Raw genomic sequence first — 18,493 nt, 5'->3', positions numbered from 1 at the left:
CTTCGTTTCTGAGCTGCCTACGCGGCAGTGAACGCCTCCCCGACTACGGAGAGGTTTCGTTCAGCTTTCTGAGCTGCCTACGCGGCAGTGAACTCCGATCTTTCGCTCATGGAGAGCGCCACCACTTTCTGAGCTGCCTACGCGGCAGTGAACTAGAGCCAAGTTCCAATAACCTTCTATCGTCATTCTTAATTAAAGCAAATAACTGAATTGACCCTTCTAAATCTTGATGTCTTAAGATTCTGATTTTTATTGTTTATTTTTGGGGGTTTTTAGAAGGGTCTGGCGGTTCATTTTTATGCTTGCCAACTTGACGTGTTCTATGTCTTGACTGGATCTATTGCTTCATGTCTATATATAATAATGTTTTATCTAGTTAGGCAGGCAGCTGGGTGACAGTATGCAGAGCATATCTTCCTCGGAACTGAAGACCATTCTTCATTCCAAACGAGCAAATATATACTACCTTGAGTATTGCAGGGTGCTGGTGAATGGGGGGAGGGTCGAATATGTAACGGATGAAGGTAGGCGTTCTTTATACTGGAACATTCCCATAGCCAATACCACAAGCATTCTGTTGGGTACCGGCACATCGATAACGCAGGCGGCCATGAGGGAATTTTCCAAGGCCGGGGTTTTGGTAGGATTTTGCGGCGGCGGTGGAACTCCCTTGTTCTCTTCAATGGAAAACGATTTTGAGGTTGCCTGGTTCTCCCCACAGTCAGAGTACCGTCCCACAGAATATCTCCAACGCTGGGTTCGGTTCTGGTTTACTGAAGAGCTTCGTTTACAGGCAGCAAAAATATTACAAAAGCTTCGGCATGAATTCATTATATCTCAATGGACAAATAATCCTGACATTGACTCTTCTGTGACGGAGTCTGTTTCTACTCTGATCGTTGAATCGCAGAGCAGGATTGCCGCAGTGCAAGATTCCCAATCATTACTTACTGAAGAAGCTAGACTGACCAAGGCATTGTACAAAATGATTGCCGCTTATACGGGATACGGACAATTTTCCCGTTCCAAACGCGGCAGAGGGTTCGACCCGGCCAACAGTTTTTTGGATCACGGGAACTATCTTGCCTATGGTCTTGGTGCCACGGCAACGTGGGTGCTTGGTTTGCCTCACGGTCTTTCGGTTCTGCATGGAAAGACACGACGGGGCGGTCTGGTCTTTGATGCCGCAGACATTGTGAAAGATGCTGTCGTGCTGCCGTTGGCTTTTCTCTCTGCCGCAAAAGGGGACACAAATCAGGATTTTCGTGAGGCCTGCATTGCCGCATTTGTTCGCGCTGAGGCTCTGGACCATATTATCGACGGTCTCAAGATCATTGCCAAACGCGTTCCCTCAGCAGTGCAATGAACATTATTCTTGTATCAGAGTGTTCCGGCAGGGCGTTGCCGGAGACGCGTCGTATACTGGACCAGTTTGCCGAACGTCGTGGTGAACGGGTCTGGCAGACACCCATCACAAACGCCGGTCTCAAAACCTTGCGCAACCTGCTTGGCAGGAGTGCCCGCCGCAATACGGCGGTCGCATGTCATTGGGTGCGAGGCAGCAACAGGACGGAACTCCTCTGGATCGTTGGCAACGCCCAAAGATTCAATGGCAGCGGTGCTGTTCCCACAAATTGGACCAAACGGGACATTTTGCGACAGAGCGATGAAAATGACTGGAGCAGCCTTTGGGCTGTTCGTATTTTATCCTGTATGGCCGGGCTGCTGCATGATCTGGGTAAAGCCTGCGACGAGTTTCAGCAGCGGTTGAAAAAAACGCGGTATGAGAGGAATGCGTATCGCCATGAGTGGATCAGCATACGCTTGTTGCAGGCTTTTGTCGGGGACGATTCGGACGAAGACTGGATATCCCGAATGGGTTCCGACGTCGGGGAATACTGGAAGGAGGCTCTTCACTCTCTGACTCGGGACGGCGTTGATGACAAGCCTTCGGGGCCGTTCCAAAGCATCCATGCTCCCATAGCTCGTAGCCTGGCATGGCTTATAATGACACACCATCGCCTGCCCGTTCTGCCGGACTCCAGAGATGTTTCGAGCGCTTTGTCCAAGGTGCCCGATACTATCGAAGCGGATTGGAACGAGCTTGGGCCGCGGGAAAAAGTGGACGTTGCGGCATATTGGCAGTTCGAGAAGGGGTTGCCAGTCAGTAATGGCGCATGGCGAAAAAGAATGACGGCCCTTGCCCGTGAAGTTGAGAAACACGGTGTTGCAGAGTTGGGTAAGTGGGCGGCCGATCCGCATGTGCAGCATTTGTCCCGCATGGTTCTGATGCTTGCGGATCATGGGTATTCCAGCCGTTCTGCAACCGGAAAGTTCAAAGGGCGGGGAGCACAGGCCACGCTTTACGCCAACACGAAACTTGTCAACGGCAGGCGTCGGCTGGATCAGACCCTTTCGGAGCACTTGATAGGCGTGATGCGTTTGGCGCATCAATCATCGCGAATGCTGCCGTTCCTTTCACGTGAGCTTCCCCGGTTGGCCCGGTGCAGGAGATTGCAACGACGGGCCCAAAACGACAAGTTCGCGTGGCAGGACAAGGCGGGAGAACTTGCCGCGTCCTGTCGGGGAGCCTCTCGGGATCATGGCGCGTTTGTGGTGAACATGGCTTCAACCGGTTGCGGCAAGACCATTGCGAATGCCCGTATCATGTACAATCTTGAGAGTCCGGATAACGGCTTTCGCTGTTGTTTTGCGCTGGGCTTGAGGACCCTGACGCAACAGACCGGTAAAGAATATCGCAGGTTTCTTGCCCTCGATAGCACCGAGGTTGCTATTCATACAGGAGGAAGGAGCGGCAGGAAACTGGCAGAGCATTACGCATCGAAAGCGGAAGCCTCAGGGGCGGAGTCCGCCGGAGATCTGTTGGATTTCGGTGAGCATGTCCTCTATGACGGTAACCCCGATGTCTTCCCTTCTCTTCGACACGTTCTGGAGAGTTCGAAAGCCCGCTCCCTGATAACCGCGCCAATGTTGGTCTGCACTGTCGATCATTTGATTTCAGCCACTGAGAGCATCCGTGGTGGCAGACAGATTTTGCCCATGCTGCGACTGCTGGGCAGTGATCTGGTTCTGGACGAACTGGACGATTACGATATCAAGGACCTGCCCGCGCTGACGCGTCTTGTGTTTTGGGCAGGCATGCTCGGCTCCAGAGTGCTTGTCTCGTCCGCCACGCTGCCTCCGTCGCTCGTGCAGGGAATGTTTCTGGCGTATCAAAAGGGGCGGGAGATTTTTACACGAAATCGGGGTGTTCTCCATGAGGATCAGCCCCGAGTCTGTTGCATGTGGGTAGACGAATTCAGCGTACACCATTCTTCTTGTGCTTCAGAAGCATCGTTCGTTGCCGAGCACCAGAAGTTTGTCACCGACCGAGTGGCCCGGCTGTCCAGTCTGCCTGCCCGACGTTTTGCCGAAATAGTGCCTGTGGGGTTGTCCAATGGTGTGCTGGCAAAACGCGTTGCCGATACTATTCTTTCCTCTTCTTTAAGTCTGCATCAAGCGCATTCGTCTCCTGATCCCGCGACACTAAAGCGTGTGAGTTTCGGACTGGTGCGAATGGCCAACATCGGGCCGCTGTATGAGGTTGCGATGGAATTGTACCGGCAGGAAATTCCGAAAGATACGCGCATCCATTTGTGTGTGTACCATTCCAGATTCCCGCTGCTGCTGCGTTCTGCCATTGAATACAGGCTGGACACCACCTTGATGCGAAAGGAGCCGGATGCTGTCTTTGCGCTGGACGAGATTCGTCGCCAGCTGGACGGTTCCGACGAGACGAATCATCTGTTCGTGGTGCTGGCTTCTCCTGTTGCCGAGGTCGGCCGGGATCATGACTACGACTGGGCCATTGTGGAGCCGTCCTCCATGCGATCGGTCATCCAGCTTGCCGGTCGCGTCCGCAGGCATCGTGATGGATCGTGTCACATTCCCAACATTCGTCTGCTCAATGAAAACGTGCGGTCACTGAAAGGGGAGCGGGTGGCTTTTACGCGCCCCGGTTTTGAGGACGGTGGGGAGTTTGCCCTGTCTTCGCATTCCCTGTCGGATCTGTTGGCCGTGCAGGAGGTTGCGCCGGTTTCGGCAGCTCCACGTGTTCTTGAGCGGGCCGAGCTTGCCCCTGCCGGCAGCCTCGTCGATCTTGAGCATGCCCGCCTTCGTCAGCAGATGCTTCCTCCGCTGGACAAGAAGATGAGTGCTCGTCAGCGCAGAGTGCTCAAGGAACGAATCCCATTGGGGGCATATTCCTGTTGGCGTGTGCCTCAGGCCATGCAAACGGGGATTTTGCAGCAGAAACAGCGGTTCAGGGAGAGTTCGATGGAGGAGGGCGATTTCGCCTTGTTGCCGGATGAAAGTGGCGAGGACTTCAATATGGTTCAGTTCTGCAATGATATCCGCAAGGGGACGCAACTTTTTCAGAATGCGAAGTTGGAACGATTGGATGATTCCGTTTGCACGGGGCGGGGTATCGGTCCCTGGGCCGAAGTAGACTATATGGCCGCCCTGCGCTCGCTGGCTGGCGAATTGGGGATGGACCTTGATGAGTGCGCCAGAAAATTCGGCACATTTTCCTTGCCGGAGAATGCACAGGGCTGGTTTTTCCATCCTGCTCTGGGATTTCTGCCACGCAAGTAATGATTCATGACGGAAGTACCTGAATAAGGAGCATATTATGGGACAGGGAGATCCGAACCGCGTCAGCGGCTTTCGGTCTGTAATGGAAGAGTTCCTGAAAGAACAGCTTGAACCCAAATTGAAACAGATACTGAACAAGCTGGAAAAAGAGGAGGATCCTGAAAAAAGGGTGGAGCTGTCGGAGAAGCGAGATTCCCTCGTGGAAGAATACGGGCTGCGGTCATGGGTGGAAAAAGCGGCTGCCCTGGTCGTGCATATTGATGCGGCAACGCATATTTTGAAGGCGACAGATTCTCATGCAAAGGGTACGAATCTATATTGCCCGCCTGCTTCACTGACACCACTTGAGGAAGTTGGTTCATGTCATCTAGATGAATCATTCGCCGTTGACTTTACCAATAACTCGGCACGTTTTGTGTTATATAAGTTTTTATCGCTTGAATATGAAGGAGTACCTTTATTTAAGTGGTTCAAGATTCACGATAAGGATTTGTGCGAGGCGATTGGAGGTGCTGATTCGATTTCAGACCATTGCAGTACGTTCGGAAGCATCAGCGAATTGGGTAACAAGCTGGCAAGCCACGAAAGGATGAAGCAGATTTACTGGCTGACGGGCGAAGATCCTGTTGAAGATGTCGATTTCACTATCCTTGCACCCATGTATTCCAGCTCTCTGGCTCATGAAGTCTATGGACGCATTAGTGAGCACAAGTACAGCGACAACACAAAGGCTGCCCGAGCCGCCAAAAGAAAGAATGAATACTGCGAGTACGGCATTCATGAATATCCGCACCTTGGCATACAGAAGCTTGGTGGCACAAAACCACAGAACGTTAGTCAGCTCAATAGCGAACGCGGGGGACGCAACTACCTTCTGGCCTCTCTGCCGCCGGTCTGGATGTCCCGATCTGTCCGACCTCCGTACGGCCGAAGACCTCTGTTCGAGCAGTTCGGACTGCGCCGTGATACGCAGGCTGTCCTCAAGCATTTTCAAGGATTTCTCGAATCCGATCCACCCGCGAACATGACCACGCGGATACGGCGGGATGAATATCTGGATCAACTCCTTGGTGAGTTCAGTCTCTATTGTGGAGACCTCCATGCCCTTGATCCGTGTTGGAGCGCGGATCCGAAATGCTTGCTGGTGGAATGTGAAGTGATGCTGTTGGACCCGGGGCGTTATGCCAGGGATGCGGACTTCGCAGCGCGTTTCCGGGAAAAATACGCTTCAAGGGATTGGACGAAGGATATCAGCAACCGGTTCGCCAACTGGCTGAACGGCGCGCTGGGGGGCAAGCTGCCCTTGGAAGATGCCGAGCAGGTGTTCTGGTCGGATGTTTTCCGTGAGGATGTCATGACGCCGCTTCTGAAAAACGTGGGAGAAAAACTGAAGGAGGAAGCGCATGTCTGATGCTCCTCAATTCGACGGGCTGCTCACCTTTCCCCGAATCAAGGTGCAGAACGTGAACTGCATCTCTTCGCCGTTGACATGGGGATTTCCTTCCATGACCGCTTTTATGGGACTGATGTGGGCTCTGGAAAGGCGGCTTGCAGGTCGCGAGGAGGGGGGTGAAGTCCTTTTCAACCGAGTGGGCGTGGTCTGCCATGCCTTTCAGCCTCATGTTTCGGATGATGGATTTTCGCACACCTTTCATCTGACACGGAACCCTGTAGGAAAGGACGGGAAAACCGCCCCGATCATCGAGGAAGGCCGCGCCAACATGGAGATAAGTTTGGTTTTCGGCGTGCAGAGCGATGTGCTTGGCGATGCCGTGGGCGAGCAGCAGATGCTGGCAAGGCAGATCGGTGATGTTTTGTTTTCCATGCGTATTGCCGGAGGCAGCATTCTTCCCATGGCGCACAAGCCGTTTTTCACGTCGCTCGGGGATGAGTGGGAAGAGCGCTTGAGCAAGTTCAGGTCGGTTCGCCGCAGATTGCTGCCCGGTTTCACCTTGATTGGCAGGGATGATCTTTTGAAAGAGCGTCATGACGATCTTTTGCAGGAAGATCCGACCGCGACTCCTTTGGACGCATGGCTTGATATGTCCAGGATCAATTGGCGCTGCTCAAGAATCGAAGAGGTGAACGAAGACACCGGCGAAGTGACGGAACGTGGGGAATGGAAGCGGGATGCCCGGGAAGGATGGATCGTTCCCATTCCCGTGGGCTACACGGCCCTTTCTCCCCGGTATGACAACAGCGAGGTGGACAACACCCGCGACGACTCAACCTCGTTCCAGTTCGTGGAAAGCATTTATTCGCTTGGGCAGTGGGTTGGTCCCCATCACCTGTCAGAACCCGCCGACATGCTGTGGCATGCGTCGTACGACGAAGAAAACGGCGTGTACCGTTGTATAAACAAGTCCAAACCAATGTAACCTTTCAGGAGATAAAAGTTATGAAAACCGCTTCCGTACTCGCTTTTGAACGCAAACTCGATCCTTCAGACGCACTTTTCTACGCAGGCAGCTGGGATCGGAAGGATGATGCAAACACGTGGGCACCCATTGCCATTCGCGAAAAATATGTTCGCGGAACCATTTCCAACAGGCTTTCGAAAAAAGAGTCCGATCCCGCTAAACTGGATGCTCAGATCGAAAAGCCGAACCTGCAAAGTGTTGATGTTGCGACGATGCCTGTAGATAGCGATACGTTGCTTGTGAACTTTACGCTCAAGATTCTGGGCGGCGTCGGCACACCTTCGGCTTGTAACAACTCTGAATATCAGGCCAGACTTTGTGAGGTGGTGCAAGGTTACACGGAAGGAACCGGCTTTGGTGAACTGGCTCGCAGGTACGCCGTGTGTCTCGCCAATGCGCGTTTCTTATGGCGGAATCGGCTCGGCTCGGAGGCCGTGCAGGTAAGGATTTCGCACGTGGAGGACGGTGAAGCAAAGACCTCATGGGAATTTGACTCATTGACGTTCAGCCTTCGTGATTTTGAGGTACCCCAAGGTGCAGCAGGAGGCATTGAAGAGCTTTCCGCTGTTATCAAGGATGGCTTTTCCGGGGGCAAGCCCGTGATCCTGAATGTTCAGGCGTTCGCCCGTGTGGGAGCAGGGCAGGAGGTCTTTCCTTCTCAGGAGTTGAGCCTTGAACGTGGTAAGGGGGATAAAAGCAAGACATTGTACCATGTAGAAGGTGTGGCCGGAATGCATTCTCAGAAAATCGGCAATGCGTTGCGGACCATTGACGACTGGCATCCTTTGGCCGAGGAGGTCGGACCAATTGCCGTGGAACCCTATGGTTCAGTCACGACCATAGGAAGGGCCTGCCGCCAACCCAAGATGGGAGTGGACTTCTATTCCCTGCTGGACAAATGGGTGTGCAAGGACAAGGCCCCGGATACGGAAGGACAGCACTTTGTCATGGCGACACTGATACGTGGTGGCGTATTTGGTGAAAAGGATTCCTAATATGACCCATTACGTTGATATTCAGATTCTCAACGTTCCGGAAATCTCTTCGGCCTTTGTGCTCAACATGGCTTTTGGCAGGCTGCATAATGAACTGGCCGTGAACGCAATGGATCGAGTGGGGGTCAGTTTCCCCGAGTTTGATGAGCGGCAGCATTCCCTTGGCTGTTGCCTGCGAGTCCATGGTAGCATTGGGGACTTGGAACAGTTGTTCTCCCGTCCATGGCTTGCCACGCTTCGCGATTACGTAAAGTGTGGTGAGTTGTCGGAAGTGCCGCAGACGGCGAAGCATCGTGTCGTGCGGCGCGTGCAGACGAAAAGCAATCCCGAAAGGCTACGTCGGAGGCTGATGAAACGGCATGGACTCACGGAAGCCGAGGCCCGGGAAAGGATTCCGGATACGGCTGTGAGACTGAGCACGTTACCGTTTATCAACATGCAGAGCAGCTCCACAGGACGGCGGTTCAAGTTGTTTATCGAGAATGGTCCCGTGCTGGACTCTCCGGTTGCCGGTCATTTCAGTTCCTACGGTCTTAGTCCGACTGCGACGATCCCCTGGTTCTGACCCTTTTATTTTGTTGAAAATGAAAAACAGCTATTCCAAAGGGTTAGTGTTTTCATTTTTAAAAGGGTTTTTGGGCCAACAATGAGCAACCCGACTGATGTTGTTGGAGAAGTGTCAGAAAAGTTCTTGTTCACTGCCGCGTAGGCAGCTCAGAAAGTTCCCCCCGTCGACGAACTCTTACTGGCGACGTTCACTGCCGCGTAGGCAGCTCAGAAAAGCATGGACACGTGCACACCGGTGGCGTCGAAGTTCACTGCCGCGTAGGCAGCTCAGAAAGTACTGCGCCAGATCGTCCGGCAGGTACGGGTGTTCACTGCCGCGTAGGCAGCTCAGAAAGCCCCCACCCGCGCAAATCCAGACCGGCCTCGTTCACTGCCGCGTAGGCAGCTCAGAAAATGGACCACCGCACGTCCCGGGCGATGGCCTCGTTCACTGCCGCGTAGGCAGCTCAGAAATGCGCGAAATGCACGTTCGCCACGTAGCAGTCGTTCACTGCCGCGTAGGCAGCTCAGAAAACATAAACGCATGGATGTTCCTCTTTTGTTTCGTTCACTGCCGCGTAGGCAGCTCAGAAAGAATTTGACAACCGCTTCGGCGGCATCTTCGCGTTCACTGCCGCGTAGGCAGCTCAGAAATGCTGTGGGTCAAAAACTACGTTACCACCTACGTTCACTGCCGCGTAGGCAGCTCAGAAATGATCAGGCATGGAGTTGGTAGCAGGCTTCCGGTTCACTGCCGCATAGGCAGCTCAGAAGTATGTCGAGCAGGTCTGTAGCCATGAATTTCATGCACAGTCAGTTAAAGGGGATGCAGCTATCGCCGTTTGCACGTGGTCGATGGCTTCAACCGTGAGGGATCAGGGCTGAAAGTGACTTCTCCCTATCAGCGGAGCGCGTGAACCGATCCTTGAAGCTGTTCATACAATAGTGTGCTACCCCCCGCGACTCATTCGTTGCGATAATTGCCCTGAACGCATCAGTCATCGACTTCAGGCCTGGGCAGGCCATACGGAAATTCAGCTTATCCAGCCAGACCGGCGAGCGACCGCACCTCGCTCTTGGGGTCCCCAAGAGCGAGGCTTGCCGTGGTGGCATAAGGCTCTACTTTACAGTCCCCTTAGAGGGGAGAGGATTACCGGTTGCTCTTTTCCTGAAGAAAAGCGCCATGGCACCGCCGCCCGCCAGAAGCAGGAAGATGCTTGATGGTTCCGGCACCGGCGCTGCGTCGAAGTTGATGCCAAAGGTTTCCTGACTGGTCATATTGAAGCTCAGGCCGTCGAGAAGGCCTTCGAAGCCGTCTGCCCAGGGGTTACCGGTCGCGACTGTCACGTAAAGGATTTCCTGATCCGCAAAGAGCAGACTGTCGCGTGCCAAACCATCGGCATCCTCAGCTGCCAGTGCGAGGAAATCCGCCCAGAGAGGATCGGTATAACCGCCGTAGTATCCGGGTGCGGAGTCAAAGAATCGAAGAGAGTTGGGGGTTGTCGTACCGCCGGTCATCCATTGCGTCCAAGACCCGGGTGTTTCGGTAAGATTCATGGAAAAATACGGTTCGGAAGTGACCCGATACCCGTACCAACCGCTGCCGGGACTGTTCTCGAAAGGTTTCGTGTAGATTTGCAGATACCAGTCCCCTGCGTTTTCAACATGAGTCGTGTCTTTTTTTGTCCAGTAGCTCATTGAAGCGATTTCTCCGAGCCTGACGTTCTCCCTGCCGAATATCTGGCTGGGGGTGAAATATGCCTGAGACTTGGAGTTGCCGCCGGACTGCCAGCTTCCACCGGCCCACTGCGGCTGCGGGTAATCACCTGCGGCTCCCACCACATCGGCCGGAGAAAGACCGCTGTAGTCCGGAGTAACGGTGATTGTCGAAGCCATGGCTTGTGATGCCAACAAGCAGGTCATGGTAAGCATTGCGAACAGCGTGATGCGGATGCGACGAGTCATGGGACCTCCCTTTAAGAAAACGTATAAATTCCGTTTTTGAATACAAGATCGGTGCCCTTGGGCGAGAAAACATTCATTTTAATGCGTTGAATGATTTGAACAGTACTTTTGTCGAGAGGATGAACTGAGCGAATTGTAAAAGTTTACTGATATATGTCGGCTCTTTTAACAGCCTTAAAAATGGAAGGTGATGTCAACCGTTTCAGAATTTGATTATTCGGATAATGAAAGGAACTGAATTAACGAATAAGCTTATTGAACCGATCCGGAAAATAGTACATGCTGAATGTGACGAAGCATGGCCCGACTTGAATACCGGGGAGGATTCTCTATGCGACGGGCGCTTCAATTCTTCATTCTGGCGCTGCTGGTCAGTATTTTACCGAAAAATGTCCTTGGAGCAGGAGGGCATGTTCTGCTTGTCAACAGCTATCATCAGGGCTTCCAGTGGGTCAGGGACTATACCGAGTCCATGATGAAACAACTGGACTCGGATGTGAGCCTGACCAGCTTCGACCTCGACACCAAACGTATTCCCGAAACACAGTTCGTCGCCAAGGCGAACGAAGCGATATCGCTCATTGACGTTGCCAAGCCGGACGTTGTGGTTCTGGCCGATGACAATGCGCTCATGCTGCTTGGGCAAAAGGTCAAGGATCGTGGTATTCCGATTGTTTTTCTCGGAGTCAACGGCAACCCCCGGGATGTTCTCAAAGAGATCAGCGGCATCACTGGCGTGCTGGAAAGGCCGTTGCTCAAACGCTCCGTTTTGAGCCTCAATGAAGTTTTTGATCAGCAGTTCCGACGCATTGCAGTGCTCTTCGATATAACGACCACATCCAAGATGCTGCTTGAAAGGTACTTTAAGAGCCACAGGATGCAGTTTGAAGGGTACCGTGCCGATCTTGAAATGTTCAACACGTTCGACGAATGGAAACATTTTGTCTCCACCTGCGTCCACAAAGGGTACGACGCGCTGCTGTTGGGCGTTTACAACAGGCTGCTTGCCGATGATGGCAAGACCATGGTTCCGTATCGGGACGTGGCGCGTTGGACAGCCGTCAATTCGGCTGTTCCGGTGTTTGCCTTCTGGGAATTTTCCGTGGCGCCAGACATGGCTGCCGGAGGACTGGTGCTTTCTGGGAAGGATCAGGGTGCATCGGCGGGAGACATGGTCATGCGCATTCTTCGCGGCGCTGATGTTTCTGATATGAGTCCCGTCATTGCGCGGCAGGGTATGCTGCTGTTCAGCCGAGGCGGCTTGCAGCACTGGAACCTGACCATTCCGGAAGAGTACCGGGAAATCGTGGAGCTGATAGAATAGAAAAAGGCGGCCCTCATCAGGAAGGCCGCCTTTTTCTATTCGATCTGTCGCTCAGGCTAGAAAATGTCGGCCATGGCGTACAGCTTTCCGGGCTTCTGTCCGGAGAGCCATTTGGCGGCACGAAGCGCGCCGGAGGCGAAAGTCTCGCGCGAGTGTGCACGGTGGGTTACCTCGATGCGTTCGCCGGGGCCGAAGAAGTACATGGTGTGATCGCCTACAACATCGCCGCCGCGCAGGGTCTGCACGCCGAGTTCGTCCTTGGGCCGTTCGCCGATGATGCCGTCGCGGCAGTGATTCTTCACTTCGTCGTAATCCCATCCGCGGGCTTCGGCGAGGCATTGCGCCAGCTTCAATGCGGTGCCGCTGGGAGCGTCCTTCTTCATCTTGTGATGAATCTCGGAGATCTCCATGTCGTAGTCCTCGCCAAGGGCCTGTACGAGCTGGGGCAGAAGCTTGAGCAGCACGTTCACGCCTACGCTCATGTTCGGAGCCCAGAACAGCGGGTGGTCCTTGGCAATGCCTTCCACTTCCGCCACCTGTTCCGGATTCAGACCGGTGGTGCCGATGACCACGGGGTTGCCGTGGCGTGCTGCGATTTTCGCAGTGGCGATGCTTGCCTCGGGGGAGGTGAAGTCCACGATGACCGCGCCGGGGCAGTCCGGCAGCAGCGCCTCAAGATCGTCGCCGCACAGGCAGCCGAAGGACTCAAGTCCGTCGCAGTTGCCGGGGCGTTCGCACACCGCTTTGAGGTTGAGATCCTCGTCCGCATTGGCAAGGTTGGCCAGTGTGGCGCCCATGCGTCCGCGGGCGCCCAGTATGATGACGTCGGTAGCCATTCGATTACTCTCCTTCCTGTTTGGCCTCTTCCCCGACCATGTCGAGGAACGTGTCGAAATCGATCACGTCAAGGCCCAGTTTGTTCGCCTTGTCCAGCTTGCTCCCGGCATTATCTCCCGCAACGACGTAATCCACCTTCTTGGAAATGGATTTGACCGTACGACCGCCGAGGGATTCCACTTTTTCCTGAGCTTCTGTTCGGGACATGCCGGACAGGCCACCGGTAAAGATGAATGTTTTATCCTTCAAAGGCAAGTCCGCTTCGTCCGCTTCCTGTTGTTGCATGATCTCGGCCTGCGGATCGAACCCTGCGTCGCGAAGTTTCTGCAGGAGGCGCAAGGTCGGTTCTGCCCTGAAAAAATCGTGAATGCTCTGGGCGACCTTGCCGCCGATGTCCGGCAGACTTTCCAGTTCATCACGGGAAGCCTTCGTCAGCGCCTCCAGACTGCCGTAGTTGGCCGCCAGCGTCCGCGCCGTCTGCTCGCCGACGTGTCGGATGCCGAGCCCTGCGATGGCTCGCCAGAGCGGGGCGTTGACGCGGGCATGTTCAACCGCATCCAGAAACTTCTGTGCAGACTTTGGTCCCATGCCGCCGTATTGGAGCAGGGTGGTCTTGGGCAGGGTGAAAAGGTCGGCAGGATCGTTGAGATGCCCGTCCTCGGCGAGTCGCTGTACCCATTTCTTGCCGACGCCTTCCATGTCCAGCCCGGCCTTGGAGACGAAGTGTATGAGCTGCTGAACGGTTTTTGCCGGACAGTGGGCATTTCCGCAGCGCACGGCCTCGCCGTCCTCGACCGTGTCGTGGCCGCAGACGGGACAGTGCTCAGGAAATTCGTATGGCGTGGAATTCTCGGCGTGTTCGATCACGGAAACCACCTGCGGGATGACGTCACCGGCCCGTTGAATGAGGACCGTATCGCCAATGTGCAGCTGTTTTTCCTCGATGTATGCCTTGTTGTGAAGCGTGGCGCGGGAAACTTCGACTCCGGCGAGGTGCACGGGTTCAAGCACGGCAACCGGGGTGAGCACTCCCGTGCGGCCCACCTGGGTGCGGATGTCATGCAGGCGGGTTTTGGCGCGGTGTGCCGGAAACTTGAGCGCAAGCGCCCAGCGCGGAGCGCGTGAGGTGAAGCCCAGCGCGCGCTGCATTTCAAGGTCGTTGACCTTCGCGACCACGCCGTCGATTTCCAGCGGGAGCGATTCGCGCTCTTCCTGCATTTTTTCAAAATAGTCAGCAACTTCGCTGCGCCCGGAGCAGAGGGTGGCCTGTTCGGGAATCTCGAAACGAAGCTCCTTCAGGGTGCGCATGATGTCCGCCTGCGTGCGGGGCTGCATGAGTGGGCCACCGCTCCATTCAGCGCGGCCGATGCCGTATGCCATGAACCGCAGCGGACGCGCATCGGCTACCTTGGGATCAAGCTGGCGGACTGAGCCTGCGGCCGCGTTTCTGGGGTTGGCGAATTCCTTCTCGCCCTGTTCGCGCTTCTCGCGGTTGAGCTCGTTGAAATCGTCAAGGCGCATGATGACTTCGCCGCGGACTTCAAGGAGGCTGGGTACCGAGTCGCCCCGGAGCTGTATCGGCAGGTTGCGCACGGTGCGCATGTTGTGGGTGACCACTTCGCCGGTATGCCCGTCGCCACGCGTGGCGGCCACGGTCAGCCTGCCGTTTTCGTAGACGCACTCCACGGCAAGGCCGTCCATCTTGGGATCCACCCAGAATTCGGGTTCCTTGTTGCCCAACCCCTTGACAACGCGGTCGCAGAAGGCGTTCCACTCGTCAAGCTCCATGGCGTTGTCGAGCGAGTACATGCGTACCGCGTGCTCGTACTGCTCGAAACCATCTGCGGGCTTGGCTCCCACGCGCATGGTCGGTGAATTGGCATCTGCCAGTTCCGGATGTTCTTTCTCCAGCGCGAGCAGCTCGCGAAAAAGTTCGTCGTATTCGAGGTCCCCGATCTGCGGGTCGTCGAGGACGTAATAGCGGTAATCGTGATAGTCTATCTGGTCGCGAAGCTCTTCGATGCGCTTGGCGACGTCCGTATTGGGCATGCTTTTCGTCCGGTCGGGTTAGAGTATCTGTTTGATGTCGTTCAGGTCGGTCTTGCGGCCAACCGCCAGCAGGGTGTCATGTGCGCCGATGACCTCGGCGGGCCCGGGATTGAACACCATGGCTCCGTCAGGCTTCTTTATGGCGATGATGATGACGTTGTAACGCGGGCGGATGTCGGAGTTCATCAGGTCCACGTCCACGAGCACGGATTCCGGGGAGACTTCCAACTCTTCCATCTGCAGGTCGAGACCGCCGCGGACGGCGACTTCGATGAAGTTGGTCACCTCCGGGCGCAGCACGCTCTGGGCCATGCGCAGGCCGCCGATGAAGTGGGGCAGTACCACGCGGTCGGCCCCGGCGAGTTCAAGGCGGGAGATGTGCGACTTGTTGCCGGCACGGGCCACGATGTTTACGTCGGGATTGAGCTGCCTTGCGGTGAGCGTAACGTAGACGTTGGAAGCTTCCGAAGTGAGGGCGCTGATGAGCGAGCGGGCGTTCATGAGCCCTGCTGCGAGCAGAGTCTCGTCACTCGTGGCATCGCCTTCCAGACACAGGACGCCGTCCTGTTCCATGACTTCAATGAGTCTAGGGTCCTGCTCGATGACCACAACGCTGTGGCCTTCGCCGAGAATCTCCTGCGCCACGATGCTGCCTATCCGGCCATAGCCGCAGACGATGAAGTGGTCTTGCAACCTGCTTATCTGCTTCTGCATTCTCCGTCTCCCCCAGAGAATTTGCAGCCTGCCTTCCACCAGTACCTGGGCAAAGGCGGCCGCGATGTATAAAAAACTGCCGACGCCTCCGATGATCAGGATCGTCGTGAAGATGCGTCCATAATCGGAGAGTTCGTGAACTTCAAGAAAACCGACGGTGGAGAGGGTGATGACCACCATATACAGGGAGCTGACGAAATCCCAGCCCTCGATGAGCATGTATCCTGCCACGCCGATGGCTGCCACGAGGAAGCTGAAGAGCGCCCCGAGCATGAGGCTCCAGTAGGTTCCCATCTTGGCTCGAAGGACCAGCATCCTTCCGTGGAGATTGCGTAATGTCATGGCTTAACCGTACTCCAGCATCCGTTCCCTGAGGAGTGCCACACGGTCGCGAAGTTGGGCGGCGCGCTCGAATTCCAGCTCCTTGGCTGCCTCGCGCATTTCCTTTTCCAGAGACCGGGCCAGCTTGAGCATTTCCTTGGGATCGGCGGGGATGTCCGGTTCCTGCCGTTTGCGTCCCTTCTTCTTGCCTTCGCCTTTCTCGGAAATCATGGCCAGCGGGTTTTCCACCGGCTTGATGATGGTCGTGGGCGTGATACCGTGCTCAAGGTTGTAGGCGATCTGTTTTTCCCGGCGGCGGTCCGTCTCTTCCATGGCGGCCTTCATGGAGCGCGTCACCTTGTCCGCGTACATGATGACGCGTCCGTCGGCGTTACGTGCGGCGCGACCGAAGGTCTGGATGAGCGAGCGCGGGGAACGCAGGAATCCCTCCTTGTCCGCGTCGATGATGGCTACCAGCGAGACCTCGGGAATGTCGAGCCCCTCGCGCAACAGGTTGATGCCAACCAATACGGTAAACTCCCCTTCACGCAGGGCGCGGATGATGGCCATGCGCTCCACCGTGTCGATGTCCGAGTGCAGATACTTGGCCGAGACGCCCATCTGGTTGAGGTAGTCGGTCAGGTCCTCGGCCATGCGTTTGGTGAGAGTGGTGACCAGAACCCGCTCGTTGCGATCGTGACGGGCGCGGCATTCGGTCATCAGGTCGTCCACCTGTCCCTCGGCTCCGCGCACTTCGAGATGCGGGTCGAGCAGGCCGGTGGGACGGATGACCTGTTCCACCACAAGGCCGTGCGAGCGGTCCATTTCCCAATCGCCCGGCGTGGCGGAAACGTAGACGGCCTGTCCCTTGCGCTCCAGAAATTCGTCGAAGGCGAGCGGCCTGTTGTCCAGCGCCGACGGCAGGCGGAATCCGAATTCCACCAGCGTTGTCTTTCGCGAGCGGTCCCCGTTGTACATGCCGCCCACTTGCGAGACGCTGATGTGCGACTCGTCGATGAACATGATGGAGTCCTTGGGAAAATAGTCCAGCAGGGTCGCGGGCGGCTGACCGGCCCGGCGTCCGTCAAGATGCTTGGAGTAGTTCTCGATGCCGTTGCAGTAGCCGAGTTCCTCGATGGTCTCCAGATCGAACATGGTCCGTTGTTCCAGCCGTTGCGCCTCCACCAGACGGTTCTGTTCGCGCAGTTCCGTGAGCCTGAGCCGTAGTTCCTCGCGGATGTCGGAGATGGCCCGGTCAAGGTTGTCCCGGTCGGAAACGTAGTGCGACGCAGGGTAGATGACCGTCTTGCGCAGGTTCGACTTCACCTCGCCGGTAAGCGGATCCGTCTCGGTGATGGAGTCGATCTCATCGCCGAAATATTCGATGCGGATGGCCATCTGGCGGCTGTAGGCCGGGATGATCTCAACCGTATCGCCCCGGACGCGAAAGGTGCCGCGATGAAAGTCGTAGTCGTTGCGCACATAATGGACTTCGATGAGCCTGCTGATCAGCGATTCCATGGGCAGCGTCTGTCCCTCTTCCACCGGCAGGATCATCTTGGCGTAGTACTCGGGTGAACCGAGGCCGTAGATGCAGGAAACCGAAGCCACGATGAGCACGTCGCGTCTGGTGAGCAGGGCGTGCGTGGCCGAGTGGCGCAGCTTGTCGATGTCGTCGTTTATGGACGAATCCTTTTCGATGTAGGTATCGGAGTGGGGCAGGTAGGCTTCGGGCTGATAGTAATCGTAGTAGCTGACGAAATATTCCACTGCATTGTTCGGGAAAAGGCCCTTGAATTCGCTGTAGAGCTGGGCCGCAAGGGTCTTGTTGGGCGCAAGAACGAGGGCGGGACGGTTCAGCTCCGCCACAACATTGGCCACGGTAAAGGTCTTTCCCGTGCCGGTGGCGCCCAGCAGCACCTGATCCTCAATGCCTGCCGCAAGGTTGGAGGTGATCTGCCTGATGGCTTCCGGCTGGTCCCCGGTGGGCGTGAACTCTGTAGCTAATTGAAAATCGGGCATGCAAACCTTTCGTCGGGCTTGTTCAGAATGTCGAAAAAGTGTACTATCACGCCAAGGTGCAATCCCCCTGACGACACAAGGAGCCGTCCCATGGAAATCACCGTTATCCCCCCGGACAGTCCGTTGCTCATAGACCGCGCCTGGGCGATCCGCATGACCATCAAGAGCTTCAAGGGCCGCCGCAACGTCGAGGTTCATCTGTTCCGTCCCGATTGGGATTCCGGAGAGGAGACCTCTTACGACTGGCAGGCGCTCGTGGTCAACAGTGACGACCCGGAAGGCCAGTGCCGCAGGCTTGTTCTGGAAGCGTTCACGGCACAGGAGCGCGACAGCATCGTAGAGTATCTCAAAGAGAGGTATTCCACAAGATTGTCGGCCATCACCTGCATGCCCCTGAAGTTCCCGGTGCCGGAGGGGCTTCCCGCTCTTTGCAGTGTGGATGAATCAAAGAACGTGGGATTCATCCGCTTCGAAAAGATTCCGGCCTATGATCTGGGCATACCGTTGCGCGGCCTTTACAATCTCGACGAGCATCCGCCCATCGTGGAATAACCGCTCTCGTCCATAACCACGGGCCCGCTGTCGGTAGAGCGACTCACCGATAGCTCCCCTGTATGCACCCTTTCGCTTTTTCCCGATAATCGTTT

The 18,493-nt window shown here is 55.7% G+C and carries 13 protein-coding genes and 1 CRISPR repeat array; of the genes, 8 read left to right on the top strand and 5 right to left on the bottom strand.

What is annotated here, in order from left to right:
- The first annotated feature begins 400 nt into the window (after positions 1-400).
- From cas1f to cas6f, 6 genes are read left to right on the top strand one after another with little or no spacing between them, the layout of a single operon-like run.
- A complete protein-coding gene (cas1f, locus tag B149_RS0112290) occupies positions 401-1,366 on the top strand; it encodes a type I-F CRISPR-associated endonuclease Cas1f (RefSeq protein ID WP_018125465.1) in 966 nt (321 codons plus the stop codon).
- Positions 1,363-4,653 (top strand): type I-F CRISPR-associated helicase Cas3f, encoded by a 3,291-nt coding sequence (gene cas3f / locus B149_RS0112285; protein ID WP_018125464.1) that lies wholly within the window; start codon positions 1,363-1,365, stop codon positions 4,651-4,653. Before cas1f ends, cas3f begins: the two co-directional genes overlap by 4 nt.
- Before the next feature lie 37 nt (positions 4,654-4,690).
- Positions 4,691-6,064, top strand: a complete 1,374-nt coding sequence (csy1, locus tag B149_RS17160; protein WP_018125463.1) for a type I-F CRISPR-associated protein Csy1 — start codon at positions 4,691-4,693, stop codon at positions 6,062-6,064.
- The gene (gene csy2 / locus B149_RS0112275; protein ID WP_018125462.1) at positions 6,057-7,031 is read left to right on the top strand and encodes a type I-F CRISPR-associated protein Csy2; all 975 of its coding nucleotides are present in this window, start codon (positions 6,057-6,059) and stop codon (positions 7,029-7,031) included. The genes csy1 and csy2 overlap by 8 nt, the downstream gene beginning before the upstream one ends.
- 20 nt (positions 7,032-7,051) lie before the next feature.
- Positions 7,052-8,068: a type I-F CRISPR-associated protein Csy3 gene (csy3, locus tag B149_RS0112270; RefSeq protein ID WP_018125461.1), complete on the top strand. Its 1,017-nt coding sequence runs from the start codon at positions 7,052-7,054 to the stop codon at positions 8,066-8,068.
- Position 8,069: 1 nt separating this feature from the next.
- A complete protein-coding gene (cas6f, locus tag B149_RS0112265) occupies positions 8,070-8,633 on the top strand; it encodes a type I-F CRISPR-associated endoribonuclease Cas6/Csy4 (RefSeq protein WP_018125460.1) in 564 nt (187 codons plus the stop codon).
- Between the two features lie 128 nt (positions 8,634-8,761).
- A CRISPR array of direct repeats spans positions 8,762-9,388; the repeat unit is 28 nt; unit sequence GTTCACTGCCGCGTAGGCAGCTCAGAAA.
- Between the two features lie 345 nt (positions 9,389-9,733).
- Here the strand turns inward: cas6f and B149_RS0112260 are convergent.
- Positions 9,734-10,579: a PEP-CTERM sorting domain-containing protein gene (locus B149_RS0112260; protein ID WP_018125459.1), complete on the bottom strand. Its 846-nt coding sequence runs from the start codon at positions 10,577-10,579 to the stop codon at positions 9,734-9,736.
- 331 nt (positions 10,580-10,910) lie between these two features.
- On the opposite strand from B149_RS0112260, the gene B149_RS17155 reads away from it, so the two are divergent.
- Positions 10,911-11,903, top strand: a complete 993-nt coding sequence (locus tag B149_RS17155; protein ID WP_018125458.1) for an ABC transporter substrate-binding protein — start codon at positions 10,911-10,913, stop codon at positions 11,901-11,903.
- Positions 11,904-11,959: 56 nt separating this feature from the next.
- On the opposite strand, the gene dapB is transcribed toward B149_RS17155, so the two are convergent.
- From dapB to uvrB, 4 genes are read right to left on the bottom strand one after another with little or no spacing between them, the layout of a single operon-like run.
- Positions 11,960-12,739 carry a 4-hydroxy-tetrahydrodipicolinate reductase gene (gene dapB / locus B149_RS0112250; protein ID WP_018125457.1) on the bottom strand — a complete coding sequence of 260 codons (780 nt, stop codon included), beginning with the start codon at positions 12,737-12,739 and terminating at the stop codon, positions 11,960-11,962.
- A gap of 4 nt (positions 12,740-12,743) precedes the next feature.
- The gene (gene ligA, locus B149_RS0112245; RefSeq protein WP_018125456.1) at positions 12,744-14,789 is read right to left on the bottom strand and encodes an NAD-dependent DNA ligase LigA; all 2,046 of its coding nucleotides are present in this window, start codon (positions 14,787-14,789) and stop codon (positions 12,744-12,746) included.
- 18 nt (positions 14,790-14,807) lie between these two features.
- Positions 14,808-15,845: a potassium channel family protein gene (locus B149_RS0112240; protein ID WP_026167592.1), complete on the bottom strand. Its 1,038-nt coding sequence runs from the start codon at positions 15,843-15,845 to the stop codon at positions 14,808-14,810.
- A 3-nt stretch (positions 15,846-15,848) separates the two neighbouring features.
- Positions 15,849-17,846, bottom strand: a complete 1,998-nt coding sequence (gene uvrB, locus B149_RS0112235) for an excinuclease ABC subunit UvrB (RefSeq protein WP_018125454.1) — start codon at positions 17,844-17,846, stop codon at positions 15,849-15,851.
- Positions 17,847-17,936: 90 nt separating this feature from the next.
- Here uvrB and B149_RS0112230 point away from each other — a divergent pair, with 90 nt between their 5' ends.
- The gene (locus B149_RS0112230) at positions 17,937-18,398 is read left to right on the top strand and encodes a hypothetical protein (protein ID WP_018125453.1); all 462 of its coding nucleotides are present in this window, start codon (positions 17,937-17,939) and stop codon (positions 18,396-18,398) included.
- The last annotated feature ends 95 nt before the right edge of the window (positions 18,399-18,493 follow it).

The sequence above is a fragment of the Desulfovibrio oxyclinae DSM 11498 genome (genome assembly GCF_000375485.1).
GTDB lineage: Bacteria > Desulfobacterota > Desulfovibrionia > Desulfovibrionales > Desulfovibrionaceae > Pseudodesulfovibrio > Pseudodesulfovibrio oxyclinae.
Note: the sequence above shows the minus strand (reverse complement) of the source record. Positions and strands in the feature narration are given on the sequence as shown.

Coding starts and splice junctions, on each gene's coding strand:
- cas1f (WP_018125465.1), top strand. CDS start 401: ATGCAGAGCATATCTTCCTCGGAACTGAAGACCATTCTTCATTCCAAA.
- cas3f (WP_018125464.1), top strand. CDS start 1,363: ATGAACATTATTCTTGTATCAGAGTGTTCCGGCAGGGCGTTGCCGGAG.
- csy1 (WP_018125463.1), top strand. CDS start 4,691: ATGGGACAGGGAGATCCGAACCGCGTCAGCGGCTTTCGGTCTGTAATG.
- csy2 (WP_018125462.1), top strand. CDS start 6,057: ATGTCTGATGCTCCTCAATTCGACGGGCTGCTCACCTTTCCCCGAATC.
- csy3 (WP_018125461.1), top strand. CDS start 7,052: ATGAAAACCGCTTCCGTACTCGCTTTTGAACGCAAACTCGATCCTTCA.
- cas6f (WP_018125460.1), top strand. CDS start 8,070: ATGACCCATTACGTTGATATTCAGATTCTCAACGTTCCGGAAATCTCT.
- B149_RS0112260 (WP_018125459.1), bottom strand. CDS start 10,579: ATGACTCGTCGCATCCGCATCACGCTGTTCGCAATGCTTACCATGACC.
- B149_RS17155 (WP_018125458.1), top strand. CDS start 10,911: ATGCGACGGGCGCTTCAATTCTTCATTCTGGCGCTGCTGGTCAGTATT.
- dapB (WP_018125457.1), bottom strand. CDS start 12,739: ATGGCTACCGACGTCATCATACTGGGCGCCCGCGGACGCATGGGCGCC.
- ligA (WP_018125456.1), bottom strand. CDS start 14,789: ATGCCCAATACGGACGTCGCCAAGCGCATCGAAGAGCTTCGCGACCAG.
- B149_RS0112240 (WP_026167592.1), bottom strand. CDS start 15,845: ATGACATTACGCAATCTCCACGGAAGGATGCTGGTCCTTCGAGCCAAG.
- uvrB (WP_018125454.1), bottom strand. CDS start 17,846: ATGCCCGATTTTCAATTAGCTACAGAGTTCACGCCCACCGGGGACCAG.
- B149_RS0112230 (WP_018125453.1), top strand. CDS start 17,937: ATGGAAATCACCGTTATCCCCCCGGACAGTCCGTTGCTCATAGACCGC.